Source organism: Pandoraea anhela (assembly GCF_902459655.1).
GTDB classification, from domain to species: Bacteria; Pseudomonadota; Gammaproteobacteria; order Burkholderiales; family Burkholderiaceae; genus Pandoraea; species Pandoraea anhela.
Window position 1 is genome coordinate 235645 of sequence record NZ_CABPSB010000003.1, and the last position, 21003, is coordinate 256647.

A 21003-nucleotide genomic window follows, 5' to 3' on the forward strand; every position below is an offset into this window, starting at 1 on the left:
GATATCCCTATCCGGCGATTGCACCAAATGCGTGCATTTCGCTGCGACACCGCAAATCAGGGTGCGACACAACGTCGCACCCCTTGAATTCAGAGAACCTTCCCGAATTGCTGCATTGCACAGCGTTTACCGCGAAACAGGTGCCGATCTGCTTGGAAAACGTCGCGCGCGTACGCGTGAGGGCTGCGCGACACTTTGTCGCGCAGGTGGGTGTGCGATGTCCGGCCTAATTAAACTTCGGCATAATGCCGCACCGTGATGGAAGTAAAAGACAAGAAGTCGGACAGTGACTTGAGGTCTGAGGGCGGCAACATGCCCCGGTTCCCGTCTTTTCGATGACACAGTCGTCGTAGTTCGACCGGTGCAATACCGGCGTGACGACTGCTCCCGTCCCACCTTAACCCTTGCCAACCTCCTGCGACCCTGCATCAGGCCGGTAAGCCCGTGTTGCGCCGTTCGGTGGCCAACTCAACCCTGTCGTGTGACATGAAGAAACACAGAAACCCGCGATTGTTTAGGCTGCTCGCCTTGTGCTCGCCGCTGCTTTTGGCAGGCTGCGACATGACGCTGCTCGACCCTAAGGGGCAGATCGGAATCGAGAACAAGAACCTGATCCTCACGGCCACCTGGCTGATGCTGATCGTGGTGATTCCGGTCATTCTGATGACGCTGTGGTTCGCGTGGAAGTACCGCGCATCCAACAAGTCGGCGCGCTATGAGCCGAATTGGTCGCACTCGACGGCCATTGAGGTCGTGGTCTGGCTCGTGCCGATCATCATCATTGCGATCCTCGCGCGCATCACCTGGGTCTCCACTCACGAACTCGATCCCTACAAGCCGCTGGAAAGCGACGTGAAGCCGATCACCGTGGAAGTGGTGGCGTTGAACTACAAGTGGTTGTTCATCTACCCGGAACAGGGCATTGCGTCGATCAACGAACTGGCCGTTCCTGTCGATGTCCCGGTGAATTTCAAGATCACCTCGGAATCGATCATGAACTCGTTCTTCATTCCGCAATTGGGTAGCCAGGTCTACTCGATGGCCGGCATGGAAACGAAGCTGCACCTGATCGCCAACCACGTCGGCGCGTACGACGGCATTTCGGCGAACTACAGCGGCGGCGGCTTCTCGGGCATGCGCTTCAAGACGCTGGCGATGACCGACGGCGACTTCCAGCAATGGGTGACGAAGGTGCGCGAGTCGAAGAAGGTGCTCGACAAGAACGCCTACGCTTCGCTGGTGCCGATGAGCGAGAACGCGCCTGTCACGTATTACAGCTCGGTCGACGCGAACATGTTCCAGTCGATCGTGCACGCCCCGATGGCATCGGGCATGGCGCAGCAGCACGAGGGCCATGAGAACCACGGTGCCATGGACATGAAGGGCGCGGACATGAAGATGGAAATGAAGATGGATACGAAGGGTGCGGGCACCGACGCCGCGACGGCTCCGGCCGCCGCCGCCAACGTGCAAGGCCAGTCGATGACCATGGCCATGGACGCCGGCGCGCATGCGATGCATGCCGGTACGGCTGCGCACGCGCATAAGGAGTAAACAACAATGTCAGCACTGTTTGGCAAACTGACTCTCGAAGCCATCCCGTACCACGAGCCGATCATCGTCGGCGCGGTCGGCATGATGGTGCTGGGCGGGCTGGGCATCATTGCTCTGCTCACCTACTTCGGCAAGTGGAAGTATCTGTGGAACGAGTGGGTGACGTCGGTCGATCACAAGAAGATCGGCGTGATGTACGTGCTCGTGGCGCTCGTCATGCTGCTGCGCGGCTTTGCCGACGCCATGATGATGCGTACTCAGCTGGCGCTTGCCCACAACTCGGGCGGCATTCTCCCGCCGGATCACTACGACCAGATCTTCACCGCGCACGGCGTGATCATGATCTTCTTCGTGGCGATGCCGTTCATGACGGGCCTGGTGAACCTCGTGGTGCCGCTGCAAATCGGCGCACGCGACGTGGCGTTCCCGTTCCTGAACACGTTGTCGTTCTGGCTGTTCGTGGCCGGCGCCGCGCTGGTGAACCTGTCGCTGGGCGTGGGTGAATTCGCACGCACGGGCTGGCTGGCTTACCCGCCGCTCTCGGGCATTCAGTACAGTCCGGGCGTGGGGGTGGATTACTACATCTGGGCCTTGCAGATTTCGGGTCTGGGGACGTTGCTCACCGGTGTGAACTTCGTCGTCACGATTCTGAAGATGCGCGCACCGGGCATGAACCTGATGAAGATGCCGATCTTCACCTGGACGTCCCTGTGCACGATGGTGCTGGTGTGCGCGGCCTTCCCGGTCCTGACCGTGACGCTGGCGCTGCTCTCGCTGGATCGCTACCTCGACTTCCATTTCTTCACGAATGAGTTGGGCGGCAATCCGATGATGTACATCAACCTGATCTGGATCTGGGGACACCCTGAGGTGTACATCCTGATTCTGCCGGCGTTCGGTATCTTCTCGGAAATCATCTCGACGTTCTCCGGCAAGAAGCTGTTCGGCTACAAGTCGATGGTGTACGCCACGGCGGCGATCATGGTGCTGTCGTTCCTCGTGTGGGCGCACCACTTCTTCACGATGGGCTCGGGTGCCAGCGTGAACGCCTTCTTCGGTATCGCGACGATGATCATCTCGATTCCGACCGGCGTGAAGATCTTCAACTGGCTGTTCACGATGTACCGTGGTCGCGTGCAGATGACCACGCCGGTGCTGTGGACGCTGGGCTTCATCGTCACGTTCGTGATCGGTGGTATGACCGGCGTGCTGCTGGCCGTGCCGGGCGCGGACTTCGTGCTGCACAACTCGCTGTTCCTGATCGCTCACTTCCACAACGTGATCATCGGTGGCGTGCTGTTCGGTTACATCGCCGGTATGAACTACTGGTTCCCGAAGGCTTTCGGCTTCAAGCTGGATGAGCGTCTGGGCAAGGCGAGTTTCTGGTGCTGGCTGATCGGCTTCTACCTCGCGTTCATGCCGCTGTACGTGCTGGGCCTGATGGGCATGACCCGTCGTCTGAACCACTACAGCAATCCGGAGTGGCAACCCTGGCTGATCGCCGCGCTGATCGGTGCGTTGTTCATCGCTGCCGGTATCGGCTTCCAGGTGCTGCAACTGGTCGTGTCGATCAAGAACCGCAAGGCGCTGGCCGACACCACGGGCGATCCCTGGAACGGCCGTACGCTGGAGTGGATGACGTCGTCGCCGCCGCAGTTCTACAACTTTGCCGAGGAGCCGCGCGTGCATGACATCGACGAGCTGGCCTATCGCAAGGAACACGGCATCAAGAGCGATCTGAAGACGAGCTACGCCCCGATCCATATGCCGAAGAACACCGGCGCCGGTTTCATCATCAGTGCTTTCTCGCTGGTGTTCGGTTTCGCCGCGATCTGGCACATCTGGTGGCTCGCCATCGTCGGCTTCGTGGGCATGATCGTGACGTTCATCTGCCGCAGCAACAACGATTCGATCGACTACTACGTGCAGTCGCCGGAAGTGGTGGCCATTGAATCGGCCCACCATCAGGCACTGGCCGCAGCAGCAAAGGCTTAATCATGACGAGCGAAGTTCTCAAACACACGGGCGCGCATGCCGATGCGCATGCGCATGACCACGCGCACCACGACACCGGGGGCAACACGATCTTCGGTTTCTGGGTGTACCTGATGACCGACCTGGTGCTGTTCGCCAGCTTGTTCGCCACGTTCGCCGTACTGCGTGACGCCACGGCGGGCGGCCCCACGGGCAAGGAACTGTTCGACCTGAAGTTCGTGCTGGTCGAAACGTTCATCCTGCTGTTCTCGTCGATCACCTATGGCTTCGCCATGATCGGCCTGCATAACGGCAAGAAGGGTGCCGTGATGGGCTGGTTGGCCGTCACCTGGATTCTGGGTGCCGCGTTTATCGCGATGGAACTGTACGAATTCCACCACCTGATCCTCGAAGGCGCAGGTCCGAACCGTAGCGGCTTCCTGTCGTCGTTCTTCGCACTGGTGGCAACCCACGGTCTGCACGTGGCCTCGGGCCTGCTGTGGATGGCCGTGCTGATGTTCCAGATTGCCAAGAAGGGCCTCACCTCGACCAACACCACGCGCCTGCAATGCCTCTCGCTGTTCTGGCACTTCCTGGACGTGGTCTGGATCGGCGTCTTCACGGTCGTGTACCTGATGGGAGCGATGTAAATGAGCAATACGAAATCGGTGCAATCGCACGGCCACGACGCTGGCCACAATGCCGCCGGCGGCAGCCACGGTAGCGTGAAGTCGTATCTGATCGGCTTCGTGCTCGCCGTGATCCTCACGGTCGTGCCGTTCAAGCTGGTGATGGATGGCACGATGCCGCCGTCGACGGTGCTGCCGCTGATCCTCGGCGCAGCCCTCGTGCAGATCATCGTCCACCTGATCTACTTCCTGCACATGGACCGCTCGTCGGAACAGCGCTGGAATGTGATGGCGTTCCTGTTCACCGTGCTGATCGTGGCCATCGTGCTCGTCGGCTCGCTGTGGATCATGCACAACGCCAACTCGCTGATGATGCCGGGGATGTAAGTCTTCCCGGACTTGCCCGCATGTCTCGGGTAAGCGAAAAAGGCGGCTTCGGTTAACCGGGCCGCCTTTTTTTGTTTTTGTTGTTCTCTGCCTTATCGGTACGCAAAAAGTGCAATTCGATCATCGAATCGCCCTTTTTGCCCATACCTCGCCTATGCGTCGACACCGCCCGCTAACCAACCACCACCAGCCCCCGCTTCCCCCCGAACCCGCGGCGCTTGCCGGTACCCTGACTCCGCTCCAACTTTAAAGTCGCTCCGTCAGGGCACCGACAATCACCGCTCATCCATCCTGTCTCATCACTGCCCTCGCACTGGACGAAGCCACTCGTGTTCGCTGCGGGCGGGGAGATCGAACCCCTTTGCGTACCGCTCGGTGTCGTCGCATCGCTATCGTTGGCGGATCGGGGCGGGGGCTGCCCGCGGTGCGACTTAACAGGCAATGGAGTGCCGCGGGCGGCCCCCGCCCCGATTGACTGATGACGACGGAAGCGGGTCGGGCGTTTGCTTTGCCGAGGCGACTTTCAATGCAACCTAAAAAGCGCTTTTGAAAGCGTCCTCAAAAGCGACGCCCAAGGCGACACCCAAAGCCAATTCAACCGTGCGATCCCTTATCATCCGGCGGCGTATCCGACGTCGGCGCCGCCAGAATCACGCCCGGACGCACCGGGAGATCCGGCCGAATCCCCAGCAACGGCAGCGCCTGCGAGGCAATCTCCGCAAACGCCGGCCCGGCCGCCTGACCGCCGAAGTGCTGCGACGCCTTCGGTTCGTCCACCGACACGGCAATCACCAGACGCGGCGCCGACAAGGGGGCAATCCCCACGAACGACGCCCGGTACTTCGAGTGATCGTAGCCGTGTGCGCCCGCCTTGTATGCCGTCCCCGTCTTCCCGCCGATGCTGTATCCGGCCACCTGCGCGGTCGTGGCCGTGCCGCCTGTATCCACCACGCTCGCCAGCATCTTGCGCATCTCCGCCGCCGTGTTTGCATCAATGACGCGCACGCCCTCGGGCTGCACCGGCGAGTCCGGCTTGACGATCGAGATGGGCACGAGCACGCCGTCGTTAGCGAAGATCGTGTACGCACGCGCCAGTTGGAACAGCGACGCCGAGATGCCATACCCGTAAGCCATCGTGGCCTGCTCGATGCGTCGCCAGGACTTGTAAGGGCGCAGGCGCCCCGAGACCGCACCAGGGAACCCCAGCTTCGGCTGCTGGCCCAGTCCGATCTCGGTGAACATGTCCCACATCTCTTCCGCGCGCAACATCGTCGACACCTTTGTCATGCCGATGTTGCTCGACTTCTGAATCACGCCTGCCGCTGTCAGTACGCCGTTCGCGGAATCGTCGGTAATGGTCGCTCCTTCGAAGACGTAACGGCCGGGGCCGGTGTCGATAGTCGTGGTCGGTGTCAGACGGTGCAGATCCAACGCCAGCGCCATGGTGAACGGCTTGAGAATGGAACCCGGCTCGAAGACGTCGGTGAACACCCGGTTGCGCAATTGCTCGCCGGTCAGATGCTCGCGATCGTTGGGGTTGTACGTCGGCAAGTTGGCCAGCGCCAGCACCTGCCCGCTCTTGGCGTCGATGACGACGGCCATGGCGGCCTTCGCCCCCGTGCGCTCGACCGCATTCTTTAATGCTTCGTAGGCGATGTATTGCACGCGCGTATCGAGCGTCAGGCGAATGTCCTTGCCGTCGCGCGGCGGGCTGGAGTCGTCGAGATCCTGAATGGTGCGCCCGATACGGTCCTTGATTACGCGACGCACACCGGCCGTTCCCTCGAGCAAGGGCTCCTCGCCCAGCTCCATGCCTTCCTGCCCCTTGTCCTCGACGTTCGTGAAGCCCACGACATGCGCGGCGACTTCCCCTTCCGGGTAGAAACGCTTGAATTCGCTGCTCTCATAAACGCCGGGAATGCCCAGCGCTTCGACCTGTTTGCCGATCTCCGGCGACACCTGACGCTTCACATAGACGAACTTCTTCTCGCCGATGAGCTTGGTGCGCAGCTCCTTCACCGGGATGTCGAGCAACTTGCTGGCCTTCTGGACGTCGCTGTCGGACAGGTCGTCCGGCACTTCGGCAGGCACCGCCCAGACGGTGCGCATGGGCAGGCTGGTGGCGAGCACGCGACCGTCGCGGTCTTCGATCTTGCCTCGCACGCCCGGCATGACGATGGCGTGCTCGTAACGCTTTTCACCCTGTGCGATGTAGAAGCCGTTGCCCGGGCCGGCAATCCAGAACGCCCGGACCACCAGACCGATGAAGGCGAGGGTAATCAGGATGACGATGAACTTGGAGCGCCACAACGACATGCGCGACTGCAAAACAGGACTGGCGGCGAACGTGACGTCCTTGGGCTGGCGATTCTTTTGCATGGCGCTCGCGGGGCGTTGAGAGACTTGATACCGCCGATCGGCAGCGACGCACGACACGATGTCCGTCGACCGACTCCGGCGCAAATACTAGGCGAGATAGCGTAGCACGCAAGCGGCTGTTGTAATAGCGCGAAAGCCCCGTCACACGGGGCTTCAAGGGGATTTTTCGAGGCTTTCGACACGGCATTTCGCATGGGTGTCGGCAGGTGAAACCGGGGGCGTGTTCCCGGCGCTATTTGCCTGCATCGAAACGCACGTCGCCATACCAGGCATGCGCACTCGTATGCGTGTTGTCGCTGTCGGTGAAAACGCCGTAACCGAGCAATTTGCCCGGCTTCTCCTTATACACGCGCTCGTAGTCCGCCGCGAGGTTGCGGGAGAATGTCTGCCACTTGCCGAGCGACGCCTCGCCGCCCGCCACCACGAGCATCTGTACCCGATCGGTGTGCGGGTTCTGGATCACGCCGCCGACCGGCGCATCGTTGGACCAGATGTACATGAGCGTCGCGTAGGGGAGGTCTTCGCCGCTGGCCCTGGCGAGCGTCATGACCGCGCGGTCGCCGAACGAGAGCGACGACTTGTCGCCGTCGAAGAAGAAGACGAGCCGCGCAGGCGAATCTTCTTTGTCGCTCACCCGGTTATCCGCGCCGGGGACGGCCTTGTCGACCTTCCAGCGCCACGCGACAACCGGCGTTGCATTCAGGTCGACGCCGTCGCCCTTGGCCATGAGTGCGGATGCCGAGTCCGTCGAGCTCGCTTCGATGATGTTGCGCTTGCCGTCCGTGACGACGCTGTAGACGGTGAGCTTCTTGCCGCTCACGACCGGCAGGTTCTGCCAACCCGTGGGCAACGCATTGCCCGGACTCGCTTTGGAGAAGGACACGGCCGGCGTCGTCGACGCGCTCGCCGGATCGGCAGCGAATGCCGGCGCCGCCGCCAGCGACATCGTCGTCAGACAGGCGGTTATCGCCAGGGCCCTGAGGGTCGCGCCCGTGTGACGTCGAGGGGGATTGGCGCGCGAACGAAGCGTCGAAACAATGCGTTGCATGGTGAACGACTCCCACGTTGGAACACGACTTGTGACGGTGCGACGGCTGCCGCGCAACCGTCTGGCCCGGTCTCAGCGCTGCTGCATGGCGACGCGCAGCCCCAGCCCGATGAAGAGGGCGCCGATGATCTTGCCCTGCCAGCGCAGCAGCCAGGTGAAGCGCCTCACGAACTTGCCCAGCGGCCGCACGGAAAACACGATGGCGGTGGTGTAGATGGTGCTCATCGCTACGAACACCATCCCCAGCACGAGAAATTGCGCGAAGACGTTCCCTGCGCTCGCATGCGCGAACTGCGGCATGAACGCGAGGAAGAACAGCGCGGTTTTCGGATTGAGCACCTCGGTTGCCACGGCCTGCACGAATGCGCGGCTCGGCGACACCTGCGGTGCGGCAGGCAACTGCGGGTCGGACGGCCGCTCACGCAGCGCTTTGATGCCCAGATAAATGAGATAAGCCGCCCCCACGTATTTGACGACGTCGAAGGCGAGCGCCGAGGTCATCAGCACCGCCGACAGTCCGACCGCCGCGAACAACGTGTGAACGAGATCGCCGAGGGCGATGCCCATGCCCGCCATGACGCCGGCGTGGCGTCCCCCCTGCACGGTTCGCGTGACGGTAAGCAATACCGCCGGCCCCGGAATCAGAAAAAAACCGAGAACGACAACGACGAACGTGGCAAGCGTGGCAAGCGTGGCAAGGGTCGGCATAAGGGCTCCGGTCGGATGGGGGGCGTTTCACGGCGATGCAATGGCGACATCATCCCAGATTCTGCGAGAGGCCGCCCAAAAGTGGCGCGAGCGAATCCTGAAGCCGCCAGCGCACGGCCGGCAGACCATGCCCGCTCATTCGATTTTCTCATTCGGTTCCCCGTTCGGCCCCTTTGCCCCTTTATTAGGTCCCTCTATTCGGTCCCATTATTCGGCCCCTCGTTCGATTTCCGCCCACATCCCTGTCCTCAAGGAGCTTTCGCCATGTCATTCGCAACCGACGCGACCGTCACGTCTGTCTCGGCCGGCGCCACCCCGAGCATCAGCACACTGTTTCAACTGACGAGGGCGGCCGCGCACTGCGTCTTCGACGCCTTCCGGGGCGACTTCTCCGGTGCCGCGGCATGCCTGCGAGAGAATGGCTTGCGCGATCTGCTCGCCGACGCATGGCATCAGGCGTCCCTGCGATTTCATCGGCACGCGGCGGCGCATCCCGGCGCGGCGGACGTCGGCTTCGCCTGTGCACTCAGTGCGCTGACCGTCGGCGCGACTTGCACCTACTTGTGGCCCGAACTCAAGGCGCTGGAGCAGGCGATCGACGGCGGCGGCGAGGCGCAACGCCAATGGGCATTGCAGACGGATTCGCAATTGCGCCGCCGCACGCTCGCGGACGTCACGGCCATGCGTCAGTGTCTGGCCGTGTTCGAGGCGACGGCGCACGCCGCCAAGGCGCGCGAGGACGGCGCTGCGCTGCCGCGTCGCGCGCTGGCGGAGATGCGGATCGTCGAATCGTTGCTGCTCCATATTGCCGACGCCCCGCAATCCGACTTCGCGCGCAGCGACCGTGTCGCCGGACTCTGTCAGTTGATGGCGCACGGTCTGGGATTCAAGCTGCCGAAGGCCCTGCGCGACGCCCTGCGTATCTCCGACGAGCGCCCCTCGCTCATACGCGACGACAACGCCTTTGCATTGCTCAAATCGCGGTTGGCGCCGGACTGGCGTCACGATGAGGCGGGCTCCCCGACATTCAGCGTCCACCCCATCGATGTGCAGATCTTCGATCCCGCCGAGACGACCGACGATCTGTCTGCGAAAACCCGGAACGAGCGTCGTTTGCTTACGCACGCCAAAGCGCTGCGTCGCGTGCGGACCCGCCTGGTCGCGCTATTCGCCGCCAGCGTGCGTCACGACTGCGGTGGCACAGGCGACTGGCGTCACCTCGCAGAGCGGGCGCTGACGGCCGCTGCTCAGCACGGCATGACGTGCGAGCAGGTCATGACGGCGCTGGGGGTCGCAACGCGTGCCGGTGTCAGTGCGCGGTATGCCTGGCGGTGGTCCGATGAGCCGACGCCGCAGCCCGGCGAGACGCTACGGCCGACGATCGCGCTGGACGTCGCGCAGTGGATCGCGTGCGTCATGATCGTGGCAGGCAGGCCAGAGGGAGATGACCACAATCAGAGCAACGTCGGTCATGTCGGTAATGTCGGTCATCCCGTTAATGCCGGTCATGCGCCGTGCCCGCCACGACTCGCGGCGCTGGTGCGCGGCGACACGCCGCCGTCGCTCAAGATCGGTAGCGCCGACTGGATCCTGCTGGTGGATGGTATCGACACGCTGGGGCGCGACCACTGGCACGCCTCGTTTGCTCAGGTCTGCGAAGCCGGCAAACGCTGAGTGCCGCCGGGCCGGTGTGCGGGGGCGGGAGGCATGCCGATGCACACCCGCCATCGCACCTACAGATACGCGCCGCCGAGCAATCCGGCGATGCTGCCCGCCGCGAGCCACCACAGCGGGTGCACCTTGGTGCGGATCGCGAGCACGGCAACGCTTGCGGTAATGCCCGAGAGCAGCCAGGACGTGGCCGACGCTTGCACGATCAGCACTGCGCTCGCGGCGACCAGCCCGGCGGTCATCGGCATCAGACCGGCCTGCACGATGCGTCGCCATGGGCGATCCCGGAAGCGCTCCCACAAATGCAACACGCCGACCGTGATGAGCGAGGACGGCCCGAACTTCGCGATCGACGTCACGAGCATGCCCTGCCAGCCGGCCACGTGCCAGCCGACGAGCGTCACGATCATGAGATTCGGCCCCGGCGCGGCCTGACCGAGCGCGAACAGCGCACTGAATTCCTCCGACGTCATCCAGCGATGCAGATCGACGACCTGACGTTCCATCTCCGGCAGGATCGTGTTGCCGCCCCCAAAGGCGAGCACCGATAACTGCGTGAAGATGAGCGCGAGCGAGACGAGCGTGCCGGTCATTGCGACACCCGCCACGTGGCGTAGATGGACACGGGCGTCATCACGAGCATGGTCAGCACGAGCGGGACACGCAGCACGGCAATCGCGATGAAGCAGGCCACCGCCACGCCGCCGAGCGCGAGCGATTTGCGCAACGGCCACGCGACCTTCCAGGCCATCTGAATCAGCAAACCGGCGGCGGCCGCCGCCAGCCCGGCAAAAAGATGCTTCACATGGGGATCGTTCTGGAAATGCTGGTAGATCGTACCCAGCGCGATGACCACGGCGGACGGCGCGGCAATCAGACCCAGAATCGACGCGAGCGCGCCGCGCCAGCCGTGAAAACGCATGCCCAGCGCAACCGACAGGTTGATGATGTTGCCGCCCGGCAAAAACTGGCACAGACCGAGCAAGTCGGTGAACTCGGCAGACGTGATCCAGCGGTGCTTCTCGACGATCATGCGACGCGCGAGCGGCAGCGCCCCGCCGAACGCGGTCATGCCGAGGCCGAGAAAACCGAAGAAGAGGGCGCGCACGCTCGGCGTGTCGGCAATGGGCGCCACGGCGGGGGAGGCAGGCGTGGATGGGGGCGGGGCCGGTGTGTTCATGGCGGACGAGTTCAGCAAAAGCGGCATGACGGTGGGCCGCCCGGCACCAAGCGCCATGAGGGAGACAGGCACGCGTGCCGCGCGGGACCCCTTGAGAGTAGGCCGATTGCGCTATATTGTCCAATATATGGAAGTGACTTGAATCATATCGAATCAATATGGCAAATATCGATGTACGCCTGTTGCGCTACTTCATTGCAGTCGCGGAAACCGGGCACATGACACGTGCGGCTGAGCGCCTGGGCATCGGGCAACCGCCGCTCTCTCAGCAGATCCGGGTGCTGGAGACGCAATTGGGGGTGACGCTGTTCGAACGGCTGCCGCGCGGCATGGCGCTCACCGACGCCGGTCAGGCGTTTCTTGCCGATGCCTACGAGGTCGTGCGCAAGCTGGATCAGGCGGTAGACGATGTGAGACGGGTCGCCGCCGGTGTGAAAGGCCGGTTGTCGGTCGGTTTTACGAGTTCCGCCGCGTTGCATCCGTTCGTGCCGACGGTGATTCGCGCGTTTCGCGGCGATGCGCCGTCGGTCTCGTTGATGCTGGACGAGGCGAGCACCGGCGAATTGCTCGACGGATTGCGCGACGGGCATATCGACGTCGCATTCATCCGGCAGCCGCAGGGCAATACCGGCGACATCACCGTCGTGCAGGTGCTGGAAGAGCCGATGGTGCTGGCCGTGCCGTCTGCGCATCCGCTCGCGCGCACGGGGCGAGCGGCCGAGGGTGGCAGGGCAGGCAAGGCCGCGCGTGCCGCCGAAGTCCCGATAACGGCCATCGCGGCGGAGAAGCTCATTCTCTATCGTCGACGGGCGGGACAGGGCCTTTACGACGCCATCATCGCCGCCTGTCACGGGGCGGGTTTCAGTCCGACCATCGAGCAGGAAGCGCCGCGCCTGCTCACCACGCTGTCGCTGGTCGCGGCGGGGCTGGGGGTGTCGGTGGTGCCGGCGTCGCTCATGCGCATGCAGATCGAAGGCATCGTCTACCGGCCGCTCGCGCCATCCCCGCGCGCGCCGCTGTGCTGTGCGTATCGGGAGGGCGTGCTCGCGGGGCCGACGGCCCGCTTGCTCGCCCATGTGCGCGCCGCCACCGGGGCAGAGGCGGGGTGAGTCGATGCGAGACGTCGCCAGGTGTTGCCGTCAGGCTGTCGCCCCGCCTTTCTGCGCAATCAGGGCTTCGATGTGGCCGTGCAATCCGACATCGCGCCAGTCGAGTTCGCCCATACGCCAGTAGCGCACGTTGCCCGCCCGGTCGACGAGGTACGTCGCGGGCAGGCCGAGCGAGCCGAAGCGTTTGTAGAGCGCGCCGTCGGCGTCGAGCAGGACCGTGCCGTCGATGGGCAATTTGTCGAGGAAAGGTTTCACCGTGGTGAGCAGCTCTTTGTAGTTGACGGCAAGCAGCGCAAGACCGCGTTGACGATACTGACGAACCACGGCCCCCATAGCCGGAATCTCATCGCGGCATGGGCCGCACCACGTCGCCCAGAAGTTCAGGATGACCACGCGTCCCCGGTAATCGGACAGCGCATGCGGGGTGCCGTCGAGGCTCGGCAAAGAGAACGCCGGCGTTGCCCCGCGCCAGGCCGACAGCGTGCCGCCGGACGTTCCGGCAAGCGCGCTGTCGTCGACTTCCGTCGACCCTTTCATCGCGCCTTTCATCGCCCCCTTCATCGACTCATCAGGCCCTGCGGCCAACGCTCGCGAGCCGGTTTCGCCGAGGGCGCCGGCGCTGCCGAGCACCCCAAGCGCGTGAAGAAAGCGACGACGTTGCATGGCGATGCGCTCCTTGGTGTGGCGTTTCGGCGAGGCGGCTGACGACGTATCAGGTCGTGAGCTCGCGCGCGGTCATGCGATAGCGGAACGTCTCCGGATCGAGGCTGTCGAGCCGGGCGCGGGCCACTTCGCCGTTCGGATACATGAGGAAGGGGACGGTGGACTTCGGTGCGCCCTGTGCGCCCGGCAGCGGAATGTCCGCCCCGTGGTTGAACGCGACCCAGTTCATTTCCCACTGGCCGAAGAGCATCGCACGCGCCGCACGAACGCGCAGATCGTCGAGCGGCAGACCGCCCGGGACTTCTTCGAGCACGACCTTGCGCACGTCCGCCGGATCGACCGGCACCCATCCGTAACCGGCCGCGTAGAACTCGGCGCGGCAATGCTGTGCGCGCGTCACGTCCCCCGCCTTGCCCAGGCTGTTGAACCCGTGACGTGAGGTCGCCACGCGCACGCCGTAAGCGTCGCGCGCCGGAATGCCGACCGAGCGCGCCAGCGCCGTGAAAAGTGCGTTGATGTCCGCACACTTGCCCGCGAGGTCGCCCGTGGTGAGCATGTAGCGCACGTCCCCCGTGCCGCAGCCGCGCACCGACCCTTCGCGACGACAGTTCTCCACGATCCATTGATAGATGGCGCGGGCCTTCTCCACATCGCCCTTCTCCCCGCGCGTGATTTTCTCGGCGGTTTCTCGCACCAGACCGTCGATCGGTTGGAGTTCGGTCGGACGAAGGTACTGACGCAGCACCGCTTCCGATTCGCGCGGCGCTTTCGCGGACGGCGGCTGCGACAGATCGACGCGCCGGTCGCGCGTCGCGAAAGTGTTCGTCAGCGTGACGGTGCGAGTCCCTTGCGCGGCGGCTTCGGGCCACGCCACGGCAAGCATCGGCACACCGATGTCGGACGCGCCGCGCACCATGCGCAACTCGGCTTTGGCACCGGGCGCTTCCCAGTGCGCGCCCAGAGCCGTCTGATAAGCGCCGGACGGCGTTGTCGCCACCGGCAGCCAGACATTCGCCGGACCGCTTCCCGCCGGCAGGTCGACCTGAGTGGTCAGTTCAAACGTGCGCCAGCCGTCGGCGGCGTCGGGGGCTGGGGTCGCCGACGCGCCAGATGCTGCACGGGCGGCAGCCGGGATCAGCGAAGTCGACAGCACGGTAGCGGGCAGGGCGTAGGCGCCCAGAGACAGGAAGCGGCGGCGTTGCATGGTGTGGGTCCCCTTGTGCTTCAGCGCTCACGGCGCACGGTGGTTAGGGTGAATCGGCACCGCCCTGCGGTGCAGGGACGATGTGAAACGGTAGCATGGCGTCGTCGATCTTCGCGAGGCCGCTGTTTCGAGACAGGCCCGGGCATGGCCGGACATGTCGGGACATGGCGGCAAGCCAAAGCTGCTTCATAATACGTCGACTTAAGGAAAACGAACACTGACGACCATGACCGCAAACGATGCAACTCAAGCGGGCGCCGCCCAGAGCGCCACGGCAGCGCCGCGTCTGACTTCGCTCTCTCACGGCGGCGGCTGCGGCTGCAAGATCGCGCCGGGCGTGCTGTCCGAACTGCTCGCGCGCAACGATACGCCGCTGCCCGCGCCGGCAGCGTTGCTCGTGGGCACGGAGACGTCCGACGACGCGGCCGTCTACCAGCTCAACGACGAGCAGGCGATCATCGCGACGACCGATTTCTTCATGCCGATCGTCGACGATCCGTTCGATTTCGGTCGCATCGCCGCGACCAATGCGCTCTCCGACATCTATGCGATGGGCGGCAAGCCGATCTTCGCGCTGGCGATCGTCGGCATGCCGATCAACGTGCTGCCGCACGAGACGATTCGGGAGATCCTGCGCGGCGGCGAATCGGTCTGCGCCGAGGCCGGCATTCCGATCGCGGGCGGCCACAGCATCGACTCCGTCGAGCCGATCTACGGTCTGGCGGCGCTTGGCGTGGTGCACCCGAAGCGCCTCAAGCGCAATGCCGACGCGCTCGCGGGCGACGTGCTGGTGCTCGGCAAGCCGCTCGGCGTCGGCGTGATGTCGGCGGCGCTCAAGAAGCAACAACTGGACGAGGCGGGCTATCGCCGCATGATCGATGCGACCACGCGCCTGAACCGTGTCGGCCCAGCCCTGGCCGCGTTGCCCGGCGTGCATGCGCTGACCGACGTGACCGGCTTCGGCCTGCTGGGCCACACGCTGGAGATGTGCCGTGGCGCAAACCTCGCCGCCTATCTGCGCATGTCCGACGTGCCCCTGTTCGACGGCGTTCGCGAGTTGGCGGATCAGGGGTGCATTACAGGGGCGTCGGGACGCAATTGGGCGTCGTATGGCGCGTCGGTGGCGTTGGGCGAACGCCTCACGGCGCGCGACCGCGACTTGCTATGCGATCCGCAGACGGCCGGCGGCTTGCTGGTGTCGTGCGCGCCGGGCGCCGTCGACGATGTGCTCGCCGTTTTCCGTGCCGACGGCTTCATCGAAGCCGCCATCGTCGGCGCTATGCGTCCGGGCACGCCGGGGGTGCGCGTCATCTGACACGGCGAGGTTCAGACACGCCGCCGAAACACACCGAAACACGCCGAAACACGCAGCAAAAGCGTGAAATCCAACGTGTGACCGAAAAACACGGGCGTCCGCCGAGCAGGGGCGCCCGCGTTTCATGCACGCAATGCGTTTCGGCGAGGCTTGCGCGATGGCGCGGCGTCAAGCCGCCTGGCGCTGCGTATGCGCACCGATGAATGCGACGATGGCGTCACCAAGGGGGCCGGGGGCGTCGCGATGCGGCGAGTGTCCGCACTCGGGCAGTTTCACGACCTTCGCATGCGGCACATGCGCAGCAATGCTGTCCATCTGCGCCATCGTGCCGTACTCGTCGTCTTCGCCCTGTATCGCGAGCAACGGCTTGGCGATCGTGGCGACGGCGCCGACCAGATTCCAGTCGCGAAACGCCGGGTTCAGCCAGATGTCGTTCCAGCCCCAGAACGCCGAATCCACATCGTCGTGATAGCGGCCGAGCTTCGCGCGCAGGTCGGTCGTCTCATAGACGGTCTTCGTCTTGGCGATGCTCTGCACCGACACATCCTCGACGAACAGATGCGGCGCGAGCACGACGGCGCCGGCGAGCCGGTCGGGGAACGCGGCCGAGAACAGCAGCGCGATCGAGCCGCCGTCGCTGTGCCCGACGAGCCACACGCGCTCGGCCTGATCGGGACCTACGCCGAGCGTATCGAGCAACGCGGGCAGCACCTCGCGCGCCTGCCGGTGCATGAAGTCGACGGGCCACTTCTCGTCGTGCGGGCGCGGCGTCGAGCGGCCATAGCCGTTACGCGAATAGACGAGGCCCCGATAGCCGCCCGCGTCGCACAACTGCTGCGGCCAGTCCTTCCACATGGCCACGGAGCCGAGCCCCTCGTGCAGAAAGACCAGCAGCGGCGCGCTCGTGCGCTCGCGGTGGATCCAGCGATACTCCAGCGAAAGCGCGCCGTGCGAGGGCGTCTCGATGCGGGCGAACTGTATGTCGGACATCTTCCTTGCGTCTCCTAGAGCAACTCGCGCAGCTTGAAGCGTTGCACCTTGCCCGTGGCCGTCTTCGGCAGGTCGTCGACGAACACCAGCTCGCGAGGATATTTGTGCGGCGCCAGGCGCGCCTTGACGAAGGCCTTCAACTCGCTGGCCATCTCGTCGGTGGCGACGATGCCGGGCTTGAGCACGACGAACGCCTGCGTCTTGGTCAGGCCGTTGTCGTCGCGTCCCACGACCCCCGCTTCGAGCACCGCATCGTGCTGCATCAACACCATCTCCACTTCGATGGGCGAGACGTACTGGCCGCTGACTTTGAGCATATCGTCGCTGCGCCCGGCGTAGACGTAATACCCATTGGGCAGACGCTGGTATTTGTCGCCGCTCTTGAGCCAGTCGCCGAGGAAGGTCGAGCGCGACTTCTCGCGATTGCACCAGTACATGAGCGCCGCGCTTGGGCCTTTGATGTACAGGTCGCCGATCTCGCCGTCGGGCACCGGGTTGCCATGCTCGTCGCGCAGTTCCACTGCGTAGCCCGGCACCGGCTCGCCGGTCGTGCCGTAGGCGACCTGTCCCGCGCGATTCGACAGGAAGATGTGCAGCATCTCGGTCGAGCCGATGCCGTCGAGAATCTCGGCGCCGAAGTGTGCCGTGAAGCGCTCGCCGATCTCGCGGGGCAGCGCTTCGCCGGCCGACGTGCACAGCCGCAGCGCGACTTCGTCCCTTGCGGGCAGATGCGGCGAGGAGAGCAGTGTGGCGTAGAGCGTGGGCACGCCGTAGAAGATCGTCGGGCGATGCTGGCGAAGGCGCTTCGCCACGGCTTCCGCCGTCGGCCGCTCGGCCATGAGCACGACGGTCGCGCCGACCGACAGCGGGAACGTCAGCCCGTTGCCGAGGCCGTAGGCGAAGAAGAGTTTTGCGGCGGAGAAGACGATGTCGTCCTCGCGAACGCCGAGTACGTGACGACCGTAGGTCTCGGCCGTCCAGTATAGGTTTGCGTGCGTGTGTACGGTGCCTTTGGGCTTGCCGGTGGAGCCGGACGAGTACAGCCAGAACGCAATGTCGTCGCCCGCCGTATCGGCAGGCAGCGCGCTCGGCGGGCCGTCGAGCAGGGCGTCGAATGTCGTGTCGAAGGAGGGGGCGAAGGTGGCGCTTTTGAACGATGCCGCATCCGTGCGGCCCGCAACCGGTGGGGAGACCACGCACGGCGGCGGCGCAGCGCCCGTCGTCCCGGCGACCTTGTCGAGCGCGGCTTGCACGGTCGGCATCAGTGCGCCGGACGCGATCACGAGCTGCGCCTTGCTGTGCGCGATCATGTACGCGTAATCGTCGGCGGTGAGCAGCGTGTTGACGACCACCGGCACGACACCGGCGTACAACGCGCCGAGGAACGCCACCGGCAAGTCGACGGTGTCGAGCATGATCAGCAGGATGCGCTCTTCACGATGCACGCCTGCACGCGCGAGGCCGGTCGCGAAGCGTCGGCTTAGCTCGGCCAGTTCGCCGTAGGTGAGGGCTCGTGTGTCGTCGACATAAGCAGTCTTGGCAGCGCGCTCGCGACCGAGCGCCTCCAGATGCGCGGCGAAGTTGAAGTTCGCCGGCGGTGGGGTGAGTACGGCTTCCATGTTGCCTCCGGTGGATCACCACGGGCGAGGCGCCCACCAACGGGCGCGCACGCGTGGCGTGAGTTCTTTTCAGCGCTCTGACGGCGCCTGTCTGAATCACCTTGACTGCGACGGCTTGCGGCTACTGCGGGATCAAACGTTGGGTACGATGCACCTCGCGTTTGTCCATGGGGTCGTTCGTATCTTCACTTGCATCTTCACTTGCATCCTTCACTTCGGCAGTTCGACGGCGTTCTGCGTGAGCGCTTCGACGAGCGCGGCCGGGCCCTGAACGGCCGCGCGCACGTGATAGAAGCGCAGCGCGCGCAGGCCGCCGAGTTCTTCGCCGCCACCCGCGCGGCCCGGCCCGCCGTGCAGCGACTGCGGCATCACATTGCCGTGGCCCGTCTGTGTCTTTGCGACCGAGGCGTCCACGGCATGCACGCGACCGTGCGCGTGCGCCAGTGCGAGCGCGGGCGCACGCATGGCGAGCGCGTCGTTGCTGTACAGGGAGACGACGAGCGAGCCTTGTCCGCGCTCGGCGAGCGCTACGGCCTCGTCGAGATCGCGATAGCCGACGAGTGTCGCCACCGGCCCGAAAACTTCTGTGTCGTGCACGCGCTTGCCCGTCGCGCCATCGCGCAGGCCCAGCAGCACCGGTGCGACGCAGGCGCTGTTCGCATCGGCATCGACGAATGCTGCCTCGCGATTGCCGTCGTAAAGCGTTTCGGCTTCCGTTTGCAATTGCGCGATGCCGTCGAGCACCGCACGCTTTTGCGCGAGACTCACGAGCGACCCCATCGTCACGGATGCATTGCGCGGGTTGCCCACAACGGTCTTCGCAAGACGCTCGGCAATGGCTGCGGCCGCCGCGTCGAAGTGCTCGACCGGCACCATCGCGCGCCGAATCGCCGTGCATTTCTGCCCCGACTTCACGGTCATCTCGCGCGCCACCTCGCGCACGAACTGATCGAAGACGGGCGTGCCGGGCCGGGCGTCGGGCAGCAGGACGGCGCTGTTCAGGCTATCGGCTTCCACATTGATGCGCGCAGCGCGTTGGGTGAACGCCGGATGGGCGCGCAATGTCGCTGCCGTGTCGGCCGACCCGGTGAACGAGACGACATCGAACGGCCCGATGCGGTCGAGCAGGCCGGCGGCGCTGCCGCAGATCACGGACAGGCTGCCCGGCGGCAGCATTCCGGCGGCAACGACATCGGCGACCATGCGCTGCGTAAGCCACGCGGTGGCCGTGGCCGGCTTCACGATGACGGGCACGCCTGCGAGCAATGCGCCCGCCGCTTTTTCCCACAGCCCCCATGACGGGAAGTTGAAGGCGTTGATGAACAGTGCAACGCCCGGGGTGGGACGGAACACGTGACGCACGGCGAACGAGGCGTCCTTGGCGAGCGGGACGGTGGCGCCATCGAGCAACGTATGGGCGTCGCCTAGCGACGCGCCGAGTTTCGCGTACGTCGACAAGGTGTAGATGGCCCCGTCGATATCGACGGCCGAGTCGGCGGCGACCGTCCCCGAATTCGCCGTGGCGATGGCGTAGTAATCGTCGCGATTCGCCTGCAATGTGGCAACGATCTGCGCCAGGCGTTGCGCGCGCTCGCCGTATGTCATCGCTCGCAGCGCGGGGCCGGCCGTCTCGCGTGCGAACGCAAAGGCCGCATCGAGATCGAGGCCCGCGCTCGATACATAGGCGAGTGTGTCGCCGTTGCCGGCCACCCATTGGCCGGCGAGGTAGTTTTCGAGCAGGGCAGGGGTACGCATGTCCATCAACCGAGGGGGATCGAACGTGAATCGAACGTGAATCGAACCGAAGGGGGCGACGCCTTCGCCATCGCCGTGCGCGCGTGCTGCGCTCAGGCGCTGCGCGTGAACTCGATCGCGCCTTCGGGCAACAGGTAGAGCACAAGGGCGCGGCCGCCGGCGACCGTCGGGCGATGCGCGCTGCCGGGGCCGTATACGCACCAGCCGGCGGCATGACCGTCAAAGGTCGCGCCCGGCGTGAGCGGCATGATCAGATCGATTTCGCCATTGGGATGCACGTGGTGCGGCCCGGCCAGATCGGCCATGTCCACCACGTCGACAGAGAAACCGTGCGTGTCGGGCGTCGGTTTGATGACGCGTCCGTAGCGAATGCCGCCCCCTTCGCGATTGCACAGCCAGCCTTCGGCCACACCGGTGCGGCAGGCCTCGGCCAGCGTCTCGAATTCGCGGGAGCCCGCGCCATAGTGGGCGTTGAGCCAGTCGGCCAGCGATGCGTCGAGCGGGCGAGCGTCGAGTTGACGTGTCACGTCGGCGATCAGCGCCTGAAATTGGGGCACATCCATCCATGTCTCCTGGGGACGTCGCAGTCGCTGCACCGGGTGCGCCGACAGAGGACACCTGAATCCGACCGGGCCGGGATCGTCGATGCCATGCCCAATGCCGAGTGTCACCTTGCTGCCCGCACGCCGTCCGGTCTGCGCACTGTCTGTTGATATGACGTCGATCAATAACGGTGCACAGCCTGTCTGGCCCGCATTTGCTTTTTTACCGACGCATGGTGAAAATTAGAGCATGCAAATTTGGCTGTCAAGCAATAT

At 64.7% G+C, this 21003-nt stretch carries 18 protein-coding genes; 7 read left to right on the top strand and 11 right to left on the bottom strand.

Annotated elements, in window-relative coordinates:
- Positions 1–486: 486 nt before the first annotated feature.
- From cyoA to PAN31108_RS06420, 4 genes are read left to right on the top strand one after another with little or no spacing between them, the layout of a single operon-like run.
- A complete protein-coding gene (cyoA, locus tag PAN31108_RS06405) occupies positions 487–1554 on the top strand; it encodes a ubiquinol oxidase subunit II (RefSeq protein WP_150668048.1) in 1068 nt (355 codons plus the stop codon).
- A 15-nt stretch (positions 1555–1569) separates the two neighbouring features.
- Positions 1570–3549, top strand: a complete 1980-nt coding sequence (gene cyoB / locus PAN31108_RS06410; protein WP_044458326.1) for a cytochrome o ubiquinol oxidase subunit I — start codon at positions 1570–1572, stop codon at positions 3547–3549.
- 2 nt (positions 3550–3551) lie between these two features.
- Positions 3552–4178: a cytochrome o ubiquinol oxidase subunit III gene (locus PAN31108_RS06415; protein WP_150668049.1), complete on the top strand. Its 627-nt coding sequence runs from the start codon at positions 3552–3554 to the stop codon at positions 4176–4178.
- The gene (locus PAN31108_RS06420; protein ID WP_052266693.1) at positions 4179–4544 is read left to right on the top strand and encodes a cytochrome o ubiquinol oxidase subunit IV; all 366 of its coding nucleotides are present in this window, start codon (positions 4179–4181) and stop codon (positions 4542–4544) included.
- 594 nt (positions 4545–5138) lie between these two features.
- Here the strand turns inward: PAN31108_RS06420 and PAN31108_RS06425 are convergent.
- From PAN31108_RS06425 to PAN31108_RS06435, 3 genes are all read right to left on the bottom strand, one after another.
- Positions 5139–6923, bottom strand: a complete 1785-nt coding sequence (locus PAN31108_RS06425) for a peptidoglycan D,D-transpeptidase FtsI family protein (protein ID WP_150668050.1) — start codon at positions 6921–6923, stop codon at positions 5139–5141.
- Positions 6924–7155: 232 nt separating this feature from the next.
- A complete protein-coding gene (locus tag PAN31108_RS06430) occupies positions 7156–7971 on the bottom strand; it encodes a DUF3047 domain-containing protein (RefSeq protein ID WP_246183812.1) in 816 nt (271 codons plus the stop codon).
- Positions 7972–8043: 72 nt separating this feature from the next.
- On the bottom strand, positions 8044–8679 hold the full coding sequence (locus tag PAN31108_RS06435) for a LysE family translocator (protein WP_150668051.1): 636 nt from the start codon (positions 8677–8679) through the stop codon (positions 8044–8046).
- Positions 8680–8943: 264 nt separating this feature from the next.
- Between PAN31108_RS06435 and PAN31108_RS06440 the strand changes: the two genes are divergently transcribed.
- Positions 8944–10353, top strand: coding sequence for a hypothetical protein (locus PAN31108_RS06440; protein ID WP_150668052.1), 1410 nt, complete (start codon positions 8944–8946; stop codon positions 10351–10353).
- Positions 10354–10412: 59 nt separating this feature from the next.
- Here PAN31108_RS06440 and PAN31108_RS06445 read toward each other — a convergent pair whose 3' ends face one another.
- On the bottom strand, positions 10413–10943 hold the full coding sequence (locus PAN31108_RS06445; RefSeq protein ID WP_150668053.1) for a chromate transporter: 531 nt from the start codon (positions 10941–10943) through the stop codon (positions 10413–10415).
- The gene (locus PAN31108_RS06450) at positions 10940–11557 is read right to left on the bottom strand and encodes a chromate transporter (RefSeq protein WP_246183813.1); all 618 of its coding nucleotides are present in this window, start codon (positions 11555–11557) and stop codon (positions 10940–10942) included. Before PAN31108_RS06450 ends, PAN31108_RS06445 begins: the two co-directional genes overlap by 4 nt.
- Positions 11558–11688: 131 nt before the next feature.
- Here PAN31108_RS06450 and PAN31108_RS06455 point away from each other — a divergent pair, with 131 nt between their 5' ends.
- Positions 11689–12639, top strand: a complete 951-nt coding sequence (locus tag PAN31108_RS06455) for a LysR family transcriptional regulator (protein WP_150668054.1) — start codon at positions 11689–11691, stop codon at positions 12637–12639.
- Positions 12640–12669: 30 nt separating this feature from the next.
- On the opposite strand, the gene PAN31108_RS06460 is transcribed toward PAN31108_RS06455, so the two are convergent.
- Both PAN31108_RS06460 and PAN31108_RS06465 read right to left on the bottom strand, forming a co-directional pair.
- On the bottom strand, positions 12670–13302 hold the full coding sequence (locus tag PAN31108_RS06460) for a TlpA family protein disulfide reductase (RefSeq protein WP_150668055.1): 633 nt from the start codon (positions 13300–13302) through the stop codon (positions 12670–12672).
- 49 nt (positions 13303–13351) lie between these two features.
- Positions 13352–14506, bottom strand: coding sequence for a transglutaminase-like domain-containing protein (locus tag PAN31108_RS06465; RefSeq protein WP_150668056.1), 1155 nt, complete (start codon positions 14504–14506; stop codon positions 13352–13354).
- Positions 14507–14732: 226 nt separating this feature from the next.
- Here PAN31108_RS06465 and selD point away from each other — a divergent pair, with 226 nt between their 5' ends.
- A complete protein-coding gene (gene selD, locus PAN31108_RS06470) occupies positions 14733–15821 on the top strand; it encodes a selenide, water dikinase SelD (RefSeq protein WP_150668057.1) in 1089 nt (362 codons plus the stop codon).
- 168 nt (positions 15822–15989) lie between these two features.
- Here the strand turns inward: selD and PAN31108_RS06475 are convergent, their stop codons facing one another.
- From PAN31108_RS06475 to PAN31108_RS06490, 4 genes are all read right to left on the bottom strand, one after another.
- Positions 15990–16811 (bottom strand): alpha/beta fold hydrolase, encoded by an 822-nt coding sequence (locus PAN31108_RS06475; RefSeq protein ID WP_150668058.1) that lies wholly within the window; start codon positions 16809–16811, stop codon positions 15990–15992.
- Positions 16812–16825: 14 nt separating this feature from the next.
- Positions 16826–18430, bottom strand: coding sequence for a benzoate-CoA ligase family protein (locus PAN31108_RS06480; protein ID WP_150668059.1), 1605 nt, complete (start codon positions 18428–18430; stop codon positions 16826–16828).
- Between the two features lie 210 nt (positions 18431–18640).
- A complete protein-coding gene (locus PAN31108_RS06485; protein WP_150668060.1) occupies positions 18641–20191 on the bottom strand; it encodes a 3,4-dehydroadipyl-CoA semialdehyde dehydrogenase in 1551 nt (516 codons plus the stop codon).
- 86 nt (positions 20192–20277) lie between these two features.
- A complete protein-coding gene (locus PAN31108_RS06490; RefSeq protein ID WP_150668061.1) occupies positions 20278–20748 on the bottom strand; it encodes a DUF4863 family protein in 471 nt (156 codons plus the stop codon).
- Positions 20749–21003 lie beyond the last annotated feature (255 nt).